The 1,832-nt window shown below is 39.9% G+C and carries 2 pseudogenes; both read left to right on the top strand.

Going from position 1 to position 1,832, the window contains the following annotated elements:
• Positions 1-1,170: pseudogene (locus JCM16496_RS20985) on the top strand (RHS repeat domain-containing protein); the annotation flags it as partial.
• 368 nt (positions 1,171-1,538) lie between these two features.
• Positions 1,539-1,832: pseudogene (locus JCM16496_RS20980) on the top strand (RHS repeat domain-containing protein); the annotation flags it as partial.

The raw sequence follows: 1,832 nt of genomic DNA, 5'->3' as shown, positions 1-1,832 counted from the left end.
GGCGAAGCAGGCGAACGAGTACGCATACGATGCGAACGGTAATTTGACGAAAGATTTAAATAAGGGAATCCCAACATATCGTATAATTGTTTAAATTTGCCAAGCGTAGTAACGTTCAGTGACGGTAGTACCATCACCTATACTTATGCAGCGGACGGCACCAAGCTCCGCACCGTGCACAAGATAGGCACCGTTAGCACCATGACGGATTACTGCAGCGATGTGGTCTATGAAAACGGAGTCCAGAAGTTGCTTTTTACCGATGAGGGCTATGTTACTTTGAGTGACAGCAAGTATCATTACTATTTGAAGGACCATCAGGGAAACAACCGTGTAGTCATCAGCCAGAGCGGGGCGGTAGAGGAAACGAACCATTACTATCCTTTTGGCGGGGTATTTGCAAGTACCGGCAATGTGCAGCCTTACAAGTACAACGGAAAGGAACTTGACACGAAGAAAGGTTTGAATTGGTATGACTATGGGGCACGTCATTATAATGCAGCGTTGGGACGGTTTACAACGAACGACAGATTTGCCGAGAAGTATTATCCGATGTCTCCTTATCAGTATGGTGCGAATAATCCGGTTAGGAATATTGATGTAAATGGGGATAGTATCAGAGTTTATACTGAAACAACTTCTAATTATGGTCTTGGGCATGCATGGATTAGTGCTGGTGAAGGCGAGAATATTATTGTTTATACTTATGGTAGATATGATGGAACGAACAAAGGAGCAGATGGCTCTTCAAATTCGATAGCTAATGGTCCTGGGGTTTTAGTACGATTAACAGGGAAAGAAGCTTTACAATATAACGCTGATAAGAATATAAAAACAACTGTATCCATTTTTACAGTGCCTGATGTTTCTGATGCGGAGTTGATTGAGGTAATGGATAGAGAATTCAATTCATCAATGCAAATGCCTAATAATCCTAAGAGTGAATATAAGAACAACTCTTCGGCTCATATTATTGATGAATATAATATCTTAGGCAATAATTGTGCAACAACAGTTTCTAAAGCCTTAAATGCTGCAGGTTCTAACGTCTTGAAAGGTTATATACGGCAACCTTCGAACAGTTTTGGAATGTGGAAGAGTATTCCAATTTTGAAAGTTTACAATACTCCATCAGGACTTCAAAATCATATGAAAGGAATATTCAAATAAGATTTAATTTATACAAATATGAAATGGGTAAACTTATGCTATTTATTGTTCTCTGTTGTTTTAGCAGTGATTATTTTATATGTGATAATTGCTAATATGATTGATTATACAATTGAAGATGCTTCCTATTATTTAGAAATGTTCCTGAAGTACATGAAATTCTTCTTATTTTATGTTCTGTTGAATATACTCTATTTGATAGTGTCTATCATTAGTTATTATAAGCATAAATATTGTAAATCCTAAATTAGGAGTCAGCGGATGTTTTTCATCTGCTGACTTTTTTATAAAGTTCTGCCAATCTACTCATTTGTAACGGGGGATACTTTATACCTTATAAAGCTAAAACAGAGACAGAAAGCCAGCAAGAAAACACGGTCCGCGGCTATAAGTTCACTTACGACGGGCTTGACAGAATGCTGAATGCTACTTACGGTGAGACAGCCGGCATCAGTACGAATGCGAACCGTTTCAGCGAGAATGTGACGGGTTATGACAAGAACGGTAATATCAAGAGTCTGCAGCGCTACAGCCAGACTGCGGCTTCTGCCTATGGCCTGATAGACAACCTGACTTTTACGCTGAACGGCAATCGGTTGAGCCGTGTGGACGATGCTGTAACGGCTTCTGCCTACAACGGCGGCTTCGAGTTCAAGGACGGC

It is taken from the genome of Bacteroides rodentium JCM 16496 (assembly GCF_000614125.1).
GTDB classification, from domain to species: Bacteria; Bacteroidota; Bacteroidia; order Bacteroidales; family Bacteroidaceae; genus Bacteroides; species Bacteroides rodentium.
The sequence above is the reverse complement of the archived record's forward strand: the minus strand, read 5'-3'. Positions and strand labels throughout refer to the sequence as shown.